This window comes from Mesorhizobium sp. WSM2561 (assembly GCF_000513915.1).
GTDB classification, from domain to species: domain Bacteria; phylum Pseudomonadota; class Alphaproteobacteria; order Rhizobiales; family Rhizobiaceae; genus Mesorhizobium; species Mesorhizobium muleiense.
Window position 1 is genome coordinate 59,942 of record NZ_AZUX01000022.1, and the last position, 19,160, is coordinate 79,101.

Genomic DNA, 19,160 nt, shown 5'->3' on the forward strand with positions numbered 1-19,160 from the left:
GGTGCTTGATATGCAGCTTCACCGCCTCTGGCCCACTGCTCGCGAGGACCAAACGTGGCGAATTATCTGACACTGCCTACGACTACATCGAAGGGTCGGATCAGGGTGGTCGTGGAAACGCCGCGTGGCACCGAAGCAAAGTTGACGTACAAACCCAAGAAGAAGCTGTTCGAGTATACGCGGCCGCTTCCAGCAGGCCTAGCCTACCCCTACGACTGGGGCTTTCTGCCTTCTACACTGGGCGATGATGGCGATGCCCTCGACGGTCTGGTTATCCACGAGGCAGCCAGCGCTCCCGGTGTTGTCATCAAATGCGATCTGCTGGCGCCCTTCGTGTCATGCGGACGGAGAACGCCGAGACCGTGAGAAACGATCGCTATGTATTTTGCCCGCACAGGCAAGATGCGCATAGCGAGTCTCTCCTTGGCGAGAATGTTCCGGATCGGTTGCGATCCGAGATTGAGCAGTTTTTCCTCGCGTCAGTGTCCGGCACCGACAAGCAGATCGAATTCGAAGGGTGGCACGATTCCAGCCAAGCTCTCCGGAACATCCATCGGGCCATGAGAACTTTCGAGCGGAAACAGCGAGCGGCCCAATATGAGAGGAATGTAGGCTGAGAACACAGGCTGCCTGGGCGCCGGTGGCGGGCATTTGCGCCGCCCCTTACCGCAGACAATGCTCTCCCGGAAACTCGCGAGATCGCCAGCTCAGACCTTTTGACCGTCGAGGCTCTGGCAATGCGAACGGGCATAAGCAGTGACCAGGCACAAGAACTGATCGATAGCTTGGCAATGATCGCGCGGCCATCGAGGAAGCCGCGCGGAGCCTTAAGGCGGCGGGAGGGTGACCTCAGCAGCCAATCCCTGTTATCTCACGGCTCGGAATGTTCGCCGCGCCTTATTCGTCTTGTAGGTAAGCCCAGTTGGTGCCTCAATCGGCGCCGGCCCAAATAAAAAGGACAACAGCCAACGAGGCCACAGGTGGCAAACACCACGACCACCCGGTCCGGCCGCGGGCGGACCATTTCGAGCATTGTCCAGTGTGCGGACAAGACTTCGAGAAGCGCCACCTGGGCCAGCTGGGTCATCGTGCTAAGATCGAGCACCAGTTGCTGCAGCCTGTGAATTAAACTGCGCCTTGCGGAGACCGCCAGGAATGAGTGCAAAGCGCCAGGTGCAGCGTGCCTACTACGACTTTTTCGAATTTCGGTGCCGGTGCCCCAGAAAGAGCGGTTTCAGTCCTCAGTCGTCGTTCCCGGAGCCGAGCTGTCTTTGCATCTCGTGCCGCGCGCTCGACCTCGATCAATTCCCGCGCAGCATCCGTCGTACGCTCCTTTCTGTCTCGTTTTTCCCTTTCAGTGAATGCTTGCCTTTGCCGCATTGTTCTCCCCGATCTGACAGCACAGCGCTTTGTTGCCGCACCGAACCATCGTCGCCAGATCGGGTTCCACCCGCACAGCAAAAAGGTGGCCATATCCTTCGGCACGGCGGACTGCATCGCATCGCCAACGACCGCGCCCCGAGGGAATGGGAAGGACGCGGGCTGATCGGAGAGGGTTCAGCACTAGGTCAAAATGTGCCCGACCCGAACGCATTTGGCTCGGCGAGGTCCCCGAACGAAAGACAAACCGCCTGCTAACAAGCCCCGTCCAACGGTCGTCTCGCAAAGAAGCTCTACTCGTCCGCCCTTCTGCCATGTAATTTGCAACAATCCGAGACGCGAGCACTTCACGTCGTTTTCCAGATTGAGCCTCGACCCTTTGGCCGGTCGAACATGCGGCTCAGTAGCGCCATTCGGAGGGGCGGGACGCACCCCTCCTTTAGCTTGTCGGTATCGCCACGACACCTGCGCCCTGCCCACCGCCAGAACCTGCCCTCGGTCTATTCAGCCAAGCCTCCTCGACCGTCTCCCCGAATTCCAGGTCGGAAGAATGGACGAGGTCAGCAACCGGGAGCGATCACCGCTGAGTTCTGGAGGAACGAGTTCCAGAACTTCTATCCCGTCCAGACTCCAGCCGTGCCTGCCTGCCACAGCGGCGCTTGGCCTGCCGTTCAGGAACAACAACGCCCAAGCGAAGTTTGGTGGTCCAGGAGGTAACGACAATGCGCATACTGACAACATTCTTTGGATACTTGTGGCGCTCGAACAGCAAGTCGCCGCCCGACCTTGCGCCGCCCGTCGACGCGATTGTTCGGCTGCTGAAAGAAAAGCAAAAACTCGCTACAAAGAAAGGACTTGGTCGACCAGATCAGACTACTGGCGGCTGACCGCGCTGCGACGCAGGATGTGGCGACGGGGCAGACGGCATCACCGTCACCCTCTGTAGCTTGGGGGACGGATTGGCATCATGCCCAGCTATCGACGGCGACGCCGAGAGAAGGAGATCAGGTTCGCGCCACTTAGCCACCGCTCAATTCCGGCTGGCAGGTCACATGTCTTTACGCGCAAGGCCGCGCGCAGCCTCAAGACCCCGCGGGAAGCCGCTGCGGTCACCGAAATCCTGAGGTTGCCGGCGGCCTCGACCGTGCGGGCGGTTACATAGGAGCGTTGCGATGTCGAGCCCATCACCGGCTACACGGCTCCAAAGCCCCGGTCACTGAAAATCGGCATCGGCGCGAAGTTGCCTCCCTAGATCCGGCGGACGGCAAGTGCGGCATCTGCGGAGAACGGCGGCACCTCAAGCCTCAGCCAGCCGTCCGAATTCGCCTGCCATTCCGCTGTTTGCCTGCCGGCCGCGGTGTCCCAGGCGATGACGCGATAGGTGCCGCGAGCCAACCCGGGCAGCTCCAGGACGGCAGGAATGGGCGCAGTGCCGGCACGCAGCATGCCGTTTCGCCCGATCGTGTCGTTGCGAACCAGCCAGACCACTGCCTGGGAATCGTCGCCGCAGGCGGCGAACCTGGGCTTATCCAGCATCAGCCTGAGGCATGTGACGCCGCTTTCCTTCAGCCAACGGAGATGATTTTCCACGCCGGCCATATCGGCGCGCCGGAACAGGCCATTGAGTTCGGGCCACAGCTTACCGCATCATTCTGCCCGATCGGCGTCCATGCCTCGCCGTCCTCGGTGGCGAAATAGGAACCGGCTAACTTAATCCAAGGCAGGCCGGCAGCCGATCTCGGCGCAGAGTCTCCCACTTCCCCGACCAGCGGTATCGCCAATCTAATATCGTTCAAAGGCATGCCCCGAATTTCGTCGCCGGAGCGGTATAACTGCCGCGGTGGCAAAATGTTTCGCCGGGCTTGGCAGGCCGATGATCCTTACCCCCATCTTGCGGTACAACGATGCCCTGTCTCGACGCCGCGGCACCCTGCCTCAAGAGCGGCGCGGAGCTGGTGATGTCGACCGATCACCAGAGAAGTTGCAGGCCGAACCCTCGCTGCGGAGATGACGAGGGAGCGGAATTGTCGTGCGTCGCTTCGTCGACAAGGGCAGAAATGCCAGGTTGGCGGGTCGCCTGCCCGACCAGAAAAACTTTAGCCGAAGGGGAACCTAACGGTCGCAGGCAAGTTCGGTACGCAGTGTAGGGGAGATTGCGCGTGTGGTTTAATCTCTTCGACTTTATAGTTGTCGTGCGTGCGGTCTTCTCCTTCCTCGGATTCCATCATCCATCCGACAACGATTGGCGAGGCGCGCTTCAGAGCGCCAGCCTGTCATCCGGAGGTCAGCGTCTGCTCACCGACAACACCTGGACTCGGCTCCGCTCACGCTCGCTTGGTCAACTTTCGACGCTTGCACGGCATGTACCGCTCAGGGGACGACGTGATGGAGGCCCGAAAGCAATTGTGGCGGTCGAGAATGGCAATGGCCGGTCGCCTGGCGGGAGCGTCGGCGCGAGCCTTGGCCGACGGTCGCACGTATGAGCAGCGATCCGGCGCGTCCGCCAGGCGAGTACCGGTCCGCGTTTGCCAGCTTCTTCATGGCTGGTTTCGAGTGTTCATCCCATCGACGCGGCGACGGAGTGCGCCTCGATTTGATCCGCGCGACCGCACACGACACGCACGCCCTCGGCGACTATCGCAGTTGTGCTGCCCTTGGGCTTCGCACGATTCGCGACGGCTTGCGCTGGCACCTGATTGAAACAGCGCCAGGAGTTTTCGATTGGTCGGGTTGGATATCGATGATCGAAGCAGCTCAGGCCGCCGGGGTGCAGGTCATCTGGGATATCTTTCACTACGGCTCGCCGGATCATGTCGACCAGGGTGGCTCAGGCTTCACCGAGGCCTATGTTCGATTCGCCGCCGAGGCTGTCCGGGTTCACCGCTCCGTTGCAGGGACAGCTCCCCTAGTATGTCCCATCAATGAAATCTCATTCTTTGCATGGGCGATAGAGGTCGGCTATTTCCCGCGAGTGGGGCCGAAGAAGCAGGGATGGTTCAAGCGGCAGCTTGTGAGGGCAGCGGTTGCGGGCGTCAAAGCGATGCGGGATGCCGAACCTGATTGCAGGTTCATCTGGGCTGAACCGCTAATCCATGTCGCTCCTCGTGACCGCACTCGCGCCGAGCAGCGGCGCGCGGAAAATGTTCGTCAGGGGCAGTTTGAAGCCTATGACATGCTGACGGGCCGTGCCGAGCCCGAACTGGGCGGCAGCGAGGACTGTGTCGACGTCATCGGGCTCAACTTTTATCCGCACAATCAATGGTACTTTCAGGGGCCAACGATACCGATGGGTCACCACGAATACCGGGCACTTTCGGACATGTTGGTCGAGGTCGCTGAGCGCTACAGGAAACCTATGTTTATCGCCGAGACGGGTGCTGAAGGGTCAGGCCGGCCGGCGTGGCTCCACTATGTTTGCGATGAGGTCCGCGACGCGATGAGCCTTGGTACGCCGGTCCAGGGCATATGCCTTTACCCGGTGACCGCGTATCCCGGCTGGGACAATTCGCGCCACGCGGAAGTCGGCTTGTTCTCGACGATACATGCCGACGGTTCGCGCAGTCTTCGCCAGTCGGTTGCAAATGAATTGGAGCGCCAGCGCGCATTGTTCGCGGCAAGTGTTTCGTAGCCGTCGAAAAAAAGCGCGCGACCTTTGGTGGCTTTCGCGGCGGATCACGGCAAGACACGACTTGGGTACCGCTATTCGAGATCAGTATTGATGTTCGCCGCGAGCCATGCCCGAAGGATCGAGCATCGCTCGCTGCGCTGGCACCTGCGCGATGCCGTTTGCCTGCAGGCTTTGTTGAATTCGCGCGAACGTCGCTAAGGCCTGACCGACGACCTGATCCATGTTGTAATAGCGGTACGTCGCCAGGCGCCCAACGAACCAGACGTCGGGGCACGCCGCAGCCAGTGCTTCATAACGTTTGTACAGAGCCTCGTTTTCCGCCCGTGGCACCGGATAATAGGGATCTCCGATATCGGTTGGATATTCGTAGGTCAGGCTGGTTTTCGGGCTCTGCTGGCCGGTCAGATGCTTGTACTCGGTGATGCGGGTATAGTGTTCCGTCTGCGGATAATTGACTACCGCGACCGGTTGAAACTGCTCGCAGTCAAGCGTCACGTGCTCGAACCGCAGTGACCGATAAGGTAGACGACCAAGGCTCCAATCGAAATATTCATCGATCGGCCCGGTGTAGATCATGCGCTGAAAGGGGATCGTGTCGCGAATTTCGCGATAATCGGTTTGCAGCATGATCTTGATCTTAGGGTTATCCAGCATGCGCTGGAACATGCGTGTATATCCGCCAGCCGGCATATTCTGGAAGATGTCGCCAAAGTAGCGGTCATCGCGGTTGGTCCGGGTAGGCACCCGCGCCGTCACCGACTTGCTCAACTGGGCCGGATCGACACCCCACTGCTTCCTTGTATAGCCGCGAAAGAATTTCTCGTAGAGTTCCCTGCCGACCGTGCTCACAACCACGTCTTCGGCGGTGCGAACTTCTTCGACCGTTTCCCGCCGCGAAACGAAGAACTCCTCCAACTGCTCGGATGTGAATTCAAGGCCGTACAGGCGGTTGATGGTGTCGAGATTGATCGGTATCGGCAGCAGTTTTCCGTCGACCGAAGCCAGTACGCGATGTTCGTAAGGCCTCCATTGGGTGAACTGCGAGAGATAGTCGATTATCGATTGGGCATTGGTGTGGAAAATATGCGGCCCATAGCGGTGGATCAGAATTCCCGCCTCATCATAGCAGTCATAGGCGTTGCCGCCGACGTGATTTCGCCGGTCGATGAGCAGAACGCTTTCACGCCGTTGCGATGCAATGCGTTCGGCAAGCACGCTGCCGGCGAAGCCGGCGCCGACAATGAGCCAATCGAACATGGTCAGGCTCTCCTGCGCAACGGCACAATGCTCTTCATGGCATAGGCGCGCTGGATATGGGCAGCCATTGCCTCCCACGTCCGCTCCCACGACATGTTGGCGAGGTAGGCGTCGACCTTCTTCAACAGGAAGTCGCGCGGACGCGACAGAACAGACCGAAGCTTGGGTTCGAGATCTTCGGCGTCGACGATATCGACAAGACCTTCTGCACCATAGGTTCGCACGACATCCACGATCGCCGTAGACACCACCGGCAGTCCGGCCGCCAGGAACTCGGGAGTTTTGGTCGGGCTGATGTAGCGTGTCGCCTCATTGAGCGCGAAGGGCATCCAGCCGGCGCTCCAGTGCCTGAGATAGCGTGGCAGGTCGGCGTAGGACTTGGCGCCCAGCCAATGCAAGTTGCTTGCGCTCGGCAGGCTGAGCGGGTCGATCTTGACCACCGGTCCGAGCATGACGAAATGCACGTCGGGCATTGCCGCAGCCGCCTGCGCGATCATCTCGATGTCGAGCCGCTCGTCGATCACGCCGAAGAAGCCAACTCTCGGGTGAGGTATGTCGACCTGGTCTACAGGGTCATCGCCGGGCTGTCTTGCCTTGTGAAAATGCGCCAGGTCGATGCTGCTTGGGAACGGAAAGATCGACTTGTGGAGGCATCGTTTGGCCTCGTACAGGCTCTGTCCGCCCGTGAAGACGACATCGGCGCGCTGTAACAGCGCCTTTTCCATCTGCGTCAACTCTGCCGGCGCGTTCTTGAAGGCGGAGAGTTCATCCATGCAGTCGTAGACGCACACGTCGTAGCGAAGATGATCGCTGAAACGTAGCGCCATGGGCGTGTAGTACCATACGGTGAGCCGGGCATGCGGGGCTGAGGTGAGGATCTGGTCGACGAACCTGCGCTGGATGGCGTCCGCCTTTGTTGCGGAGATGCCGGCCGGAAGAACCGGGGTTACGGTTCGGATCATCGGCGTCTCATCTTTCACCCGCATGAAGGGGTAGTGTCTTTCCTCGAAGACCGGTTCCTCAAAGTAAATTAGCTGCTGCTGTTTTGAAGCGAGCGTCAGAATGTGCTGTGGGCGTTGGTGTACGAAATTCCATCTTAGGTGAGAAAAACAAAGTAAGATTGACGGTTTTACGGGTATGTCAGGTGATATTTGCTTGCCGCCAGCTATTTTCATACAAGTTATCCCTTCGTGATAGTGCTCTATTCACTCGAAGTAACATATGTTAATCGAGGCTCGTTCGACCTGAGGCCCGCAGGCACACATCTAACTTTCATTGAAGTAAGTTGTTCCACAGAGTTGAACTGCGTGCGTGTCCGAGCGGTGGCGCCGCACTTGCGCGATTGATCCACCGATGAATGGAGCGGCCAGCCAAAGATGCCCAAACCATCCTGCCCACGCGGGCGCCTCGGCCACGCGTGATCTCAACAAATGTGGCGCGCCACAAAACGGTTGAGAACGATTGGTCGTTCAACAAGCGTTAATCGGGGGAGCTATAAGTTAACGGTCCGTGAATCGATTCGGCCGAGTGGCGCACGGGCCAGCGACCGCCTTTTACAACGCCGTGAGAGAGCCAAGACATGAAGTTCAACTTCGAAACCGACGTCTTTCCGCTGTTTCACCCGCAGGCCGTGGATGATCTGAAGGATCCTTGTCCGGTGTTCGACGGCACGCTTTGGCACGTCTTCGGCTCGAGCGGCACCGTCACGACCGAGAACTGGAAGATATTGCATGCCACGGCTCCGGACCTTTATGGGCCGTGGACTGAGCATGAGGCGCTCGACTTGGCGGTAACCGGATCGGGCATAGCGGCACCCGGCGTCATTCATGAATGCGGCGTCTTCCATATGTTTATCCAGACCGAATTCATGAAGTCGGGCGGACGTTGCGAACATTCGGTTTCCAATGATGGCTTCAACTGGGTGGTGCTGAATCCGGCGATATTGTCGCTGCCGGACACCGATGAGGACGGTATCTACGATCCCCATCCGGCGGTTATCGGCGGCAGGCGCTACATCGTCTATTCTGGCATGCCTAAATTCACCAGGGTGCCGCAGCCTGACGTCTATCTGGCGCGCAGCCAATCCGATTCCTGGTTCGGGCCATGGAAACGTCTCGGCAAGATATTGGATCATCTCGACGTTCCCCATCACAATGCGCGCGAACATCCGGACTACGAATGGGGGATCGAGGGCGCCCAACTGGTCGAATTGCCTGACGGTCGCGTGCTTCTCAACGCCACCTGCTTCCTTCCGGACGGTCCGCGCGGAAGTCGTCAGCGCGTATTCTTCGCCATCGCCGACGACGTCCAGGGCCCCTATGTCTCGATCGGCCCCGTGCTTGATCCTGGTGAGCCTGGCGAGAACGGCCATTCGACGGTGATGATCGAGGGCGGGAAACTGACCTTGTTCTACCAGAGCAGACGTGAGGCAACGAACCATCGCTGGCGTTTCGGACTCGCTAGATGCGATCTGGCTCAGCAAGCCCTTTCGCGAGTCGCCTAACAAGAACGACGGCACGAGGCGTCGTAGCTGCGCCATGACCTTTCATCCGCGTTCCTGTCGGTCGAGGCGTCCCCGTTGGTCCAGGCAGAGCTACCCGAAACATCTCCCACGACCTAGGGCAAGACTCGAAGGGGTAGCCGGGCTGCAGGTGCTCAAGCCGAGTGTGATGGGGTCCCCACGGGTCGATATCTATGGTCGCAAAGTTGGCCACTCGTTGCGGCCAACTGGTCCGCAGCCTCGGTCAGGCATCAGTTTCGAGTGACGCTTTCAGTGCGTGACGACGATTGGCTTTGGTGCCGATCAATTTGCGAACGGCGTTGCCAGGTCTTATGGCCCGCTCGGTCACGCGTTGCCAATCTCTGGTCAAAGAATGAGATGCCATGACCAACTTCAGGGCGACGGGGGCTTCTCGTCAGCCATCTCTTGCTCTCGCCGCTCAAGCTCCTTCTGAAGCTTTTGACCTAATGCGACAAGCCTCGGCGACAGGGTTTGATCGCCTTCCAGTCCTAATCGCTTGCGCAGGCTCCGACGATTGTCTTCCGAACGGACCAGATCTCGGAAGCCACGATCGCTCTCTCTGGTTGCCATGGCGGTCACCTTCAGCTTTGAACGCAACTCGTCGATTGCTAAAGGGTTCCATGAGGGGGCGGATTATTTCGCTAAATCGCGTCGCGGCTGAATGGATTCACGGGACGCTAAGTTCTTGTTTTATGCATGTCGTAGTCGCAAAACCGCTTACGCGACATGCATTAAATCTTTCGAGGGGTGATCGGACACCTAAGCGGGACTGAGCGGATACTCTTCCTGCTCATCGAAAGCTACGAACAGGCCCAGGGCAGCAGCGACTTCGAGGATAGCTTCGGTCAGATCGTCATTGGATGCGACCAAATCAGGTGCAGCCTGCCGAACCAGGTTTAATGCCGCTTTGACCGAGACGGTATCCCCAAAGCCGGCCCTGTTGAGAACTGCGGCAATTGCCTGATCTAGAATTGGACCGACACTATGGACGATGCTCATCCACCTTCCCCCCCGGGAATGCGAGACAGTATAATAGCGTGTCTGGGGCCGCGATGCAACCGATGCGCGAAATCGCATGGACCAGGGGCTGCTGATCGGGCGCGACACAGGAGTATCTGGTGGAATCTCCGAGCAGCGATCGGGTAACCGGCTCGCGCGAGGCCTCTTCATTCCAATCGAGCGCTTGATCCGCCTTCACGCCCGCCCGGAGCTCCTTTGCACCCGCAACGTGTCCCCTCACCCGCGGTCCGCCGAGTCCAGAGCTGCCTCCTAGCCCGCCGCCCCACGGCGTGAAAAAGATCTTCGAAGAGGCCCTCGGGGCAGCGGGCTTGATACGCCGGCGCAAACGAGCGAAACGCCCGCACTTCATCCTGCTACCTTACGGACGTGCCTGCCGGCTATTTGCGCAATTGCTCAAGGCCGGACATGAAGCCAACTGCCTTAGTCGGGTGTCAGCTTGCAGCCGCTGATCGATTGAAGACGATCGTCACCTTCGTCCCTTTGCTGGCGCTCGAGTCGACCGCGAGCCGCGCCTTGGCGTTCTCGGTCAGCGAGTGCGCGATCAGGGCTCCGAGCTTGCCTGGCTTGGGCCACGTCTCGCCTTCCGGCAGTCCAATTCCGTCGTCAGCCACTATGACCCGGCAGCCGTCGCCATCGACGATGCTGTGCAGCGTTATCGTGCCGCCTTCGCGCCCCTGGAAAGCATGTTTTAGCGAATTGGTCAGCAATTCGTTGACCACCAGTCCAGCCGGCATGGCGACGTTAATTGACACCGGATATGTGTCCACCCTCATATCGAGGCGGATCCCCTCGACTGCATGCGAGCTCATCACCGCGGACGCGATCTGGCTGAGATAGACGCCAAGATCGACCTCTTCCTTCTGCTCGTCGGCCGTCAGCGTCTGGTAGAGGATCGCCAGGGCGTCGACGCGACCGGCGAGCCGTTCAAACCGTCTCCGGTCGGCCTCAGTCGCATTGCGGCTTTCAAGCCGTATCAGGGCGGTGATCATCTGCAGGTTATTCTTCACCCGGTGCTGCAGTTCGCGCAGCAGCGTGTCTTTCTCGCTGACACGCTCCTCCACCGAGGGCTGATCCGCCGCTTCGCCATGGGCGGATACGTCGACCAGCGCCACCAACCGGAAGCAGATCTTGCCGTTGTCGTCCTCGATGACATTGGAATAAACGTCGACGATCGGCAGCTTGTCCTCGTTGTGCTCCAGCCTGTAGGTGCCGACCAAATCGGTCTCCCGGACCACGGCCTCGGCCAGCGGGCGGTCCTTCTGCTGGTAGAGGCCTGTGCCCGAAAGGGCCGACCAGTTTTCTCGAGTTAGCCTAGCGACCGTCAGGCCTGACAGTTTCTCGAACTCCGGATTGGCGTAGACTACACGCTCCTCAGCGGCCAGGTCTGCAACGGCTATGGCGATCGGCACCTGGTCAAGGAATTTCTTGAACTGTTCGCTTTCCAGTGCGGTTGCGAGTTCAGGTGTGTCAAGCAACTGCTCGACCGCATCGGCCTTGTCTGAAGTGGATGTCATTTGCGCGCCTGTTCTGGGCGTACAATATCAATAATGCAGTGCGCCCGCCATCGCCAAAGCTGGAGCTGCATCGCGCCGTGTCAGGCATCTGACCATAAGACGTGCCTCGCGCAACGGCCCTGGGTAAAACGACATCTTCCGATCGGCCGGCTCCGGCATGCTGACGGCGGGCCAGCGGCTCCGCGAAACCCACCGCGCAGCCGGTCCAGCCCGCCGAGTGAATCGGGGTCCCACGTTCTGCTCAGCTATTCGAAGGAATAGGTGAAACCTCCTTCGGAGGCTCCGACCGTCACCTTCGTCATTTTTTCGCCCTCGAGCGACCGGTTCAGCACGCCACGGCTCAATTCGGGCAGAAGCGTGTTTGTCAAAATGGCGTCGATCATTCGCCCGCCGGATTCGATCTCGGTGCAGCGGGCTTTGACCAGATCCATGACACCGTCACCGATCACCAACTCGGCATCGTTGCTCGAGCGCAGCCGGCGGGCGATCTTGGCGAACTGATGGCGGGTGATCGCTTCGATCATCATGTCCGAGAGCGGGTAGTATGGGATGGTCACCACCCGGCCGAGGAAGGCCGCTGGGAAAACCTTCAGCAGCGGGGCGCGCAATGCTGTGTCGAGATCGTCGAGCCCCGCCCGCACCGTGCCGCTGCTGGTCCGGTCCATGATGACTTCGGAGCCAACGTTCGAGGTGAGCAGGATCAGCGTGTTTTTGAAATCGATCCGCCGGCCTTCACTGTCGTCCATCATTCCCTTGTCGAAGACCTGGAAGAAGATTTCATGCACATCCGGATGCGCCTTCTCGACCTCGTCAAGCAGGATCACCGAATAGGGCTTGCGCCGGACCGCCTCGGTGAGGATGCCGCCCTTGCCGTAGCCGACATATCCGGGTGGCGCGCCCTTCAAGGTAGAGACCGTATGCGCCTCCTGGAACTCGGACATATTGATCGAAATGAGGTTCTGCTCGCCGCCATAGAGCGTCTCGGCCAGGGCCAGCGCGGTTTCGGTCTTGCCGACGCCCGAGGGACCGCAGAGCAGAAAGACCCCCACCGGCTTTTCGGGCGCGCCGAGCCCGGCGCGACTGGTCTGCACGCGCTTGGCAATCATTTCCATGGCGTGATCCTGACCGACCACGCGCTCGGATAGCGTGACGGCGAGCCGTAGCGCCTTCTCGGTCTGGCTCGACAGCATCCGGCCAGTCGGGATGCCGGTCCAGTCCTGCACCACGGCGGCCACGGCGTTGCGGTCGACCGACGGCAGGATCAGCGGCGTCTCGCCCTGCGCTTCTGCGAGTTCGGCCATCAGCTCGCGCAGCCGCGCGAGATCGGCAGCCGGATCGGGTGGAGAAGGATCGGCAGTGGCCGTTGCTTCCGCATCGGTTTCGGGCGCATCGGGTTCAGGCGCTTTGATCTCGGGGGCATCGGCGCCTGCGGTTTCGGCGACCGCCCCCGGAGGCTCCACGGCGTCGAGGGGCACACCCTCGCCGCGCAGCCTGGCGCGCAGTTCGAGTATCTCGCCAACCAGCGCCTTTTCCCGATCCCAACGTTGCTGCGCGGCAGCAAGCGTGAGTTCGGTCTCGGCAAGCCCGGTTTCGACCCGAGCCTGCCGGTCGGCCACGTCGATGCCGATCGCTGCCTCGCGGCCGATGATGGCGCGCTCGACGTCCAGCGCCTGGCGGCGGCGCATGATGTCCTCCACCTCCGCCGGGGTGGCATGCTGCGAAATGGCGACACGGGCGCAGGCGGTGTCGAGAAGACTCACGGCCTTGTCGGGCAGTTGCCGCGCCGGGATGTAGCGGTGGGAGAGGCTGACCGCCGCCTCGATCGCCTGATCGAGTATCTGCACCTTGTGATGCTGCTCAAGAACACCGGCGACACCACGCAGCATGAGAACGGCGACCGCTTCCGACGGCTCATCTATCTTGACGACCTGGAAGCGACGGGTAAGCGCCGGGTCCTTCTCGATGTGCTGCTTGTATTCGGCCCAGGTCGTTGCTGCGATCGTGCGAAGCTCGCCGCGCGCCAGCGCCGGCTTCAGCAGATTGGCCGCATCACCGGTTCCTGCCGCGCCGCCGGCGCCGATCAAAGTGTGCGCTTCGTCGATGAAGAGGATGACCGGCGTTTCCGAGGATTGCACCTCGTCAATGACCGCCTTCAGCCGTTTTTCAAATTCGCCCTTTACGCTGGCGCCCGCCTGCATCAGGCCGACATCGAGCATGCGCACGCTGACGCCCTGCAGCGTCGGCGGCACGTCGCCCTCGGCAATGCGCAAGGCAAAGCCCTCGACGACCGCGGTTTTGCCGACCCCCGCCTCGCCGGTCAGGATCGGGTTGTTTTGCCGGCGCCGCATCAGGATATCGACGATCTGCCTGATCTCGGGATCGCGCCCGACGACCGGATCGATCTTGCCGTCGCGGGCGCGCTGGGTCAGGTCGGTGGCATATTTGGCCAGCGCCGAATCCCCGCCCGGAGCACGCCGCGGTGTTTCGGCGGCGGCAACCGCAGTCGAGGCGCCGGCTTCGAGCGAACCCTCCATGACGTCCGCGAACCGCGCAATGACGCCCTGCGCATCGATCTTGTCGAATTCGCCGCTGATCTTCGACAGCAGGCCTTCCAGCACCGGCGTCTTCAGGCAGGCGAGCAGAATATGCGCACTGCGCACTTCCTCGACGCTGAATTCCAGTCCCGCCAGGCCCCAGGCCTCCTGGATGGCGTGAAAGATATGATCGGAAAATTCCTCGATCGAAGTGGCGCCGTAAGGCAGCTTGTCGACGGCGCGGGTCATATCGGCCGTGAGCCGGCTCGCATCCACCCCGGCGTCTGCCAGTATCAACTGCATATCCGAGCGCTCTGAAAGCACCAGTTGCTCGATGAAGTGAACGAGCTCGACATAAGGATTGCCGCGCAGCTTGGCGGTGTCGGCCGCAGCCTTGAAGGCGCGCAAACAGGTGGGATTGAGCTTGCCGACCAGTTCCTTGCGTTTAAAGCTCTGCGACGACCGGCGCTGTTCCATCGAACTTGCCCCTCCAATCTGCCAGCCAACAAACTGCCACATAAGCAGCGACTTGACAAAGAGCGTTTATGAGCGGGCCGTCCGGGTGTGCGATTCAGTCGATTTCTTCCGTGCCGGCAGGCGCCGGCGCCATCGGCTGCAACGCCATCGAACGCCCCGCCTGTCGGCGATGCGTTCACCGACAGGGTTCGAGAAATGCGCCAGCACTTTTGAGCCCAGCGCGCCGGTTGCAGGCGCGTATTAAGATTGAGCATCAACTAAATTGTGGTAAAGTGTCGCAGTGTGGTAACGTTGGGTCAGGCACGGCCCACGAGCCGCGCGCTGGGGGATGGTGTGCTTGATCTCGCACTCTGGCTGAATCCGCTGGACGGTGAAAATCCGTCAGGGGAGGATTTGCGCAACGATCCAGCCTTTCATGAGCTGGAGCGTCTCACCGAGCCGCAGGTCAAGGTCGTCCATGGCGGCCACAACCAGCCCTCGTCGCAAAGCACCATTCCGGTCGACTGGCCTGCCGTCCTCGACAAGGCGGAGGAATTGCGTGCGCATGGCCGGGATCTGCGCCTGCTCGTCATTGTCACGCGCGCGCTGGCCAATGAGCAGCGGCTCGCCGGGCTCGCGCATGGCCTGACCCTTATTGCGCGGAGCTTCGATCAGCATTGGGAGACCATGCACCCGGCCCTGCGGCCCAGTGCCTCACCACGCGACGCCGCCTTGCGTCGCATCAACGCCCTGCTCGACCTCCAGAACGGCCAGGACGGGCTGCTGGCGGACTTGCGGCGAATGACGTTCTTCGCGCCGCGCCCTATGGGACCGATCAGCGGACGCGATCTGGAACAAGCCGCACTCGACGAGCGGGTCATGCTTCTGGAAGCGGCTTCGGGATTGAATGCGGCGGAAAAGGCAACGCTGGCCAGCGCGCACGGTCAACTGCTGAACCGGGTTCATAGCGGGTGCAAGGCGCAGGCCGATCAAGCCAATGCGGAGATGATGTCGCTCATTGCCGATGCTCAAGCGGCGATCACGGCTCTTGATGCGGTCGAGACGGCTCTCAACGTCCGTCTGCAGGGCGGTGGCGCCGCTGTTCCGGAATTGAAACGGTTTCTGCAGCGTTTGCTGTCGACCCTGGAACGGAATTCGGCAATCGAGACCGCGACGAACGGCGCGGCCGAGCCAGCCCCCACGACTGCAGATCCGGAAATGCCTGCTCGAAACGGTCAAATGCCTGCAAAGGGCCATGGAGCCGATACTATGGCAAGTCTGGCGAGTTACGCGGAACCGAGCACGGGGCTGCCGGATCGGATTTCCTCGCGCGACGACGTCGTGAAATGCCTCGACCTCGTCGTCGCCTTTTATGACCGCACCGAACCGTCGAGCCCGATCCCGCACCTGGCCCGCCGGGTGCGCCGGATGGTGCATATGGATTTCGTTGAACTGATGGAAGATCTCGCCCCGTCGGGGCTGAAGGAATTCCGGCTGCTTGCCGGCGTTCCCGATGCCAAGAAGACGGCCCAGAAGGATGAAAGGTAACGAGCCATGGCAGCTGAAAGCAAAGCGAAAGTCATCGAACGGAACCGCGCTCCGCGCGTGCAGATCGCCTATGACGTGGAAACCTATGGCAGCCCGACGACGATCGAATTGCCGTTCGTCATGGGGGTGATGGCCGACCTATCCGGCGCTTCACAGACCAAGGAAGCGATGAAGTCGGTGCTGGACCGCTCCTTTGTCGAGACCGACGCGAACCGCTTCCCGCGTTTCATGGAGGCGCTTGGACCGCGCGTCAAAGCCCGCGTGAAGAATACGCTGCCCCAGGCGGAGGGCGCCGAGCGGGATGAAGAGCTGGCACTCGATCTTACCTTCACCAAGATGGGCGACTTCGCCCCGGACAAGATTGCCGAGCAAGTCCCGCAACTGGCCGAGATCCTCAAGATGCGTCGCCAGCTCGAGGAGCTGCTCGGCTTCATGGATGGCCGCGTCGACGCTGAAAAGCGCATAGCGCAGCTTCTGAACAACGAGCCGCTTCTTGGCAAGATCGCCAGCCAGGCATTGTCGGACGAAGACAAGGTTGAGGTGTAAGTCATGGCCGAACAGCAAAAGACCGCAGCCGTCGCCGCCGAGGCGGAGACCATCGATCTCGGAGAATTCAGCGGGCTCCTGGAAAAGGATTTCAAGGTCAAGAAGGACGACAGCGAGAAGCTGCAGCAGCTCGTTCGCAATCTCGCGCTGGCGGCACAGTCGCGATCCGACACCACGACCATCTCGTCCAACGCGATCAAGTCAATCAAGTCGCTGATCGCGGGCATCGACAAGATGCTGTCGGAGCAGGTCAACGAGATCCTGCACGCGCCGGAAGTGCGCGAAATGGAAGGCACATGGCGCGGCCTGTGGTATCTCATCAACAACACCGAGACGGATCAGAAGCTGAAGATCCGGGTGATGAACATTTCCAAGGAGCAGCTCGCCGACACGCTTGAAGACTATGAAGGCCAGATGTGGGACCAGAGCCCGATCTTCAAGAAGGTCTATACGGACGAGTATTCGATGCTGGGCGGCGAGCCGATCGGCTGCCTGATCGGCGCCTACGAATTCTCCAACCATCCGCGTGACGTCGGCCTGTTGCGCAACATCTCGGGCGTCTGCGCCTCGGCCCACACGCCGTTCATCGCGGCGGCCTCGCCGCGCCTGTTCCGCATGGACAGCTGGCAGGAACTGCCGAACCCGCAGGACCTGCAGCAGATCGTCTCCAACGCCGCCTACGCCTCGTGGCAATCGCTGCGCGAGAGCGAGGATGCGCGCTATATCGGCCTCACGATGCCCCGCGTCCTGGCACGGCTTCCCTACGGCACGGATACCGTTCCGGTGAAGGGTTTCACCTTCGAGGAAGAGGTCCAGGGCGACCACAACAAATATGTCTGGATGAACGCCGCCTTCCCGATGGGCGTGAACATAAACCGCAGCCACAAGCTCTATGGCTGGGGCACGCAGATCCGCGGCGTCGAGAATGGCGGCACGGTCATCAACCTGCCGGTGCACTCCTTCCCCACCGACGACGGATCGGTGGCGATGAAATGTCCGACGGAAGTCGCCATCGACGACCGGCGCGAGGCGGAACTGGCCAAGCTCGGCCTGATGCCGATCCTGCACCGGAAGAACACGGATCTGGCGGCTTTCATCGGCGCGCATTCGCTGCAGGACGACGAGACCCGCGCCGGCCGGCTGGTCGATCCCGACGCACAGTCGAACGAGCGGCTGAGCGCCAACCTGCCCTATCTGTTCCCGGTTTCCCGGTTTGCGCATTACCTCAAAGCCATTGCGCGCGACAAGATAGGGTCGTTCAAGGAGCGGTCGGACATGCAGATCTGGTTGACCGAGTGGATCAACCGATACGTGCTGGCCAACCCGGCCTTTGCCGACGACAAGGCGCGCGCCAAGCGCCCGCTTGCCGCCGCTGAAGTCCAGGTGGACAGCGTCGAGGGGCGGCCGGGCTACTACAACGCCCGCTTCTATTTGCGCCCGCATTACCAGTTGGAGGGCATCAACGCCTCGCTTCGTCTGGTGTCGGAACTACCGTCCGTAAAGTCTTGATTTGCAGCAACATAATCCTGTTTTGTTTTGAAAACGCTGGAGGAAGACAATGCCCGTGAAAATTGATGGTTTTCTAAAAGTTCCGGATATCAAAGGGCCAAGCGTTCGAGACGGCCATGAGGACGAAATCGAAGTCCACGGGGTCGATTACAAGATAATCGCGCCATACGATCCGAATTCGCTCTCACGCCGCGGTCGCGTGTCGCTGGGGATGATCAAGTTCACCAAGCATTATGACAAGTCATCCCCCTATCTGAAAAAGGCGCTGTTCGACAACAAGGCGCTGGACGAAGTTGTGTTCTCCGCCCGCCGGACCATCGATGGCGAGACCAGCGACTATCTGGTCGTCACCCTGACCGACGCCTCGATCATGGAATACGACATGTCGCAGGCCGAGGACGAGGAAGACCTGATCGAGGAGGAGGTCAGCTTCGCCTACAAGAAGATCAAGTTCGTCTATGACAAGGATGACGAAATCGAAATGGATGTCTATGTCGGCAAGTGAGGCGCGGCGGCCCGGCGCCGACAAGCTACAGGTTACCGGCAGTTCGCGGGCGAAACGCGAGGCGGTCCAGCCCTCTCTTTGGGACCGCCTCGTCAACGACCTGCCGGGCGTCACCTCCGAGATCGACGGGCTGCGCCAGACCTTGCATGACGAGTTGGGCGCCGACCGGCTGGACACGCTGCTTGCCGGCAGCGCGCGGCTTATCGATGCCGACGCGGAGCTGACATCCGATCAGAAGCGGCGTCTGCACCGCCTGGGCTTTCAGACCCAACACCGCGCCGAGATCGAAAGCCGTGGCGTGGTCGTATCGGCACGCGTCCTCAGGGAGGCGGTGCGGCGCGACATCGAGGCCTTGTTCAACACCGAGCGCTTCGAAGCTGTTCCGCTTCTTTCCGATTTCGAAAACGAACAGGCTGCAGACAATCCGCCATCGCTGGCCGATTTTCCCGAGGTGCGCCGAAGCGTGGTCAACTACGGCGTGCCGTCGTTTTCGGGCCGTTCGTCGCGCGACTTTGATCGCGAGGCGCTGGCGCGCGAGATCCGCTCGGTTCTTGCCACGTTCGAGCCGCGTCTCAAGGAAAGCGCAACCAAGGTAGCGGTGACCCTTGGTGACAAAAGTGCGGGCCTGAAGATCGAGATAGACGCTGTGCTGATCATGACGCCGACGCCGGAACGCATGCGCCTGCGCACGACAGTCAACCTCGACAACGGTTTGGCGCGGACCGAATTCAGGGAAAGCTGA

Annotated in this window: 15 protein-coding genes and 1 pseudogene; 9 read left to right on the forward strand and 7 right to left on the reverse strand. The window is 60.7% G+C overall.

Features of this window, described 5'->3' with window-relative positions:
• Positions 1–111 precede the first annotated feature (111 nt).
• On the forward strand, positions 112–366 hold the full coding sequence (locus tag M727_RS43110) for an inorganic diphosphatase (protein WP_245268705.1): 255 nt from the start codon (positions 112–114) through the stop codon (positions 364–366).
• Between the two features lie 1,534 nt (positions 367–1,900).
• Here M727_RS43110 and M727_RS43115 read toward each other — a convergent pair.
• Positions 1,901–2,034, reverse strand: a pseudogene (locus tag M727_RS43115) (circadian clock protein kaiC); the annotation flags it as partial.
• A gap of 68 nt (positions 2,035–2,102) precedes the next feature.
• Between M727_RS43115 and M727_RS41595 the strand changes: the two are divergent.
• Positions 2,103–2,267 (forward strand): hypothetical protein, encoded by a 165-nt coding sequence (locus tag M727_RS41595; protein WP_156941562.1) that lies wholly within the window; start codon positions 2,103–2,105, stop codon positions 2,265–2,267.
• A gap of 361 nt (positions 2,268–2,628) precedes the next feature.
• On the opposite strand, the gene M727_RS0119655 is transcribed toward M727_RS41595, so the two are convergent.
• On the reverse strand, positions 2,629–2,970 hold the full coding sequence (locus M727_RS0119655; RefSeq protein ID WP_156941563.1) for a hypothetical protein: 342 nt from the start codon (positions 2,968–2,970) through the stop codon (positions 2,629–2,631).
• A gap of 889 nt (positions 2,971–3,859) precedes the next feature.
• Between M727_RS0119655 and M727_RS0119660 the strand changes: the two genes are divergently transcribed.
• The gene (locus M727_RS0119660) at positions 3,860–5,008 is read left to right on the forward strand and encodes a beta-glucosidase (RefSeq protein ID WP_051505657.1); all 1,149 of its coding nucleotides are present in this window, start codon (positions 3,860–3,862) and stop codon (positions 5,006–5,008) included.
• An 81-nt stretch (positions 5,009–5,089) separates the two neighbouring features.
• Here M727_RS0119660 and glf read toward each other — a convergent pair whose 3' ends face one another.
• The gene (gene glf / locus M727_RS0119665; RefSeq protein ID WP_027154101.1) at positions 5,090–6,265 is read right to left on the reverse strand and encodes a UDP-galactopyranose mutase; all 1,176 of its coding nucleotides are present in this window, start codon (positions 6,263–6,265) and stop codon (positions 5,090–5,092) included.
• Between the two features lie 2 nt (positions 6,266–6,267).
• The gene (locus tag M727_RS0119670) at positions 6,268–7,227 is read right to left on the reverse strand and encodes a glycosyltransferase (RefSeq protein ID WP_245268706.1); all 960 of its coding nucleotides are present in this window, start codon (positions 7,225–7,227) and stop codon (positions 6,268–6,270) included.
• A gap of 617 nt (positions 7,228–7,844) precedes the next feature.
• Here M727_RS0119670 and M727_RS0119675 point away from each other — a divergent pair.
• The gene (locus M727_RS0119675) at positions 7,845–8,768 is read left to right on the forward strand and encodes a hypothetical protein (protein ID WP_027154103.1); all 924 of its coding nucleotides are present in this window, start codon (positions 7,845–7,847) and stop codon (positions 8,766–8,768) included.
• A gap of 777 nt (positions 8,769–9,545) precedes the next feature.
• On the opposite strand, the gene M727_RS0119685 is transcribed toward M727_RS0119675, so the two are convergent.
• The 3 genes from M727_RS0119685 to tssH all read right to left on the reverse strand — a co-directional run bounded on the left by M727_RS0119685 (position 9,546) and on the right by tssH (position 14,331).
• Positions 9,546–9,785 carry a hypothetical protein gene (locus M727_RS0119685; RefSeq protein ID WP_027154105.1) on the reverse strand — a complete coding sequence of 80 codons (240 nt, stop codon included), beginning with the start codon at positions 9,783–9,785 and terminating at the stop codon, positions 9,546–9,548.
• Positions 9,786–10,237: 452 nt separating this feature from the next.
• Positions 10,238–11,320 carry a histidine kinase dimerization/phosphoacceptor domain -containing protein gene (locus M727_RS0119690; protein ID WP_027154106.1) on the reverse strand — a complete coding sequence of 361 codons (1,083 nt, stop codon included), beginning with the start codon at positions 11,318–11,320 and terminating at the stop codon, positions 10,238–10,240.
• 245 nt (positions 11,321–11,565) lie between these two features.
• Complete coding sequence (gene tssH / locus M727_RS0119695) at positions 11,566–14,331, reverse strand: type VI secretion system ATPase TssH (protein ID WP_027154107.1); 2,766 nt, start codon at positions 14,329–14,331, stop codon at positions 11,566–11,568.
• A gap of 333 nt (positions 14,332–14,664) precedes the next feature.
• On the opposite strand from tssH, the gene tssA reads away from it, so the two are divergent.
• Genes tssA through tssE form a run of 5 tightly spaced genes read left to right on the forward strand, consistent with a single transcriptional unit; the run spans position 14,665 to position 19,160 of the window.
• Entirely contained in the window at positions 14,665–15,858 is a 1,194-nt protein-coding gene (gene tssA, locus M727_RS0119700; protein ID WP_027154108.1) for a type VI secretion system protein TssA, read from the forward strand.
• 6 nt (positions 15,859–15,864) lie between these two features.
• Positions 15,865–16,404, forward strand: coding sequence for a type VI secretion system contractile sheath small subunit (gene tssB / locus M727_RS0119705; protein ID WP_027154109.1), 540 nt, complete (start codon positions 15,865–15,867; stop codon positions 16,402–16,404).
• Positions 16,405–16,407: 3 nt separating this feature from the next.
• Positions 16,408–17,913, forward strand: a complete 1,506-nt coding sequence (gene tssC / locus M727_RS0119710; protein ID WP_027154110.1) for a type VI secretion system contractile sheath large subunit — start codon at positions 16,408–16,410, stop codon at positions 17,911–17,913.
• A 49-nt stretch (positions 17,914–17,962) separates the two neighbouring features.
• Complete coding sequence (gene tssD, locus M727_RS0119715) at positions 17,963–18,418, forward strand: type VI secretion system tube protein TssD (RefSeq protein ID WP_023801311.1); 456 nt, start codon at positions 17,963–17,965, stop codon at positions 18,416–18,418.
• Positions 18,405–19,160: a type VI secretion system baseplate subunit TssE gene (gene tssE, locus M727_RS0119720; RefSeq protein ID WP_027154112.1), complete on the forward strand. Its 756-nt coding sequence runs from the start codon at positions 18,405–18,407 to the stop codon at positions 19,158–19,160. The genes tssD and tssE overlap by 14 nt, the downstream gene beginning before the upstream one ends.